This is a genomic window from Psychrobacter pasteurii, from assembly GCF_900162815.1.
Classification (GTDB): domain Bacteria; phylum Pseudomonadota; class Gammaproteobacteria; order Pseudomonadales; family Moraxellaceae; genus Psychrobacter; species Psychrobacter pasteurii.
The window spans coordinates 1-205 of the sequence record NZ_FUGD01000227.1; the positions used below are offsets into that span (position 1 = coordinate 1).

The 205-nt window shown below is 45.9% G+C and carries 1 pseudogene; it reads left to right on the plus strand.

From position 1 onward, the window contains the following. Positions 1–205, plus strand: a pseudogene (locus tag A1232T_RS13580) (RNA-guided endonuclease InsQ/TnpB family protein); the annotation flags it as partial.

Genomic DNA, 205 nt, shown 5'->3' on the forward strand with positions numbered 1-205 from the left:
CATTATGCAGCTAGGTGATGCCTATAAGCGCTTCTTTAAGGGCGAGGCTAAGTATCCACAGTTTCGCAAGAAAGGCGTTAACGATAGGTTTAGCCTGTCTAATGAGCAGTTTGCTGTTAAAGGCAGACAGATTCGCATACCAAACCTAGGTTGGGTTCGTATGCGTGAAGCCTTGCGCTTTGACGGCAAAATACTCTCAGCTAAA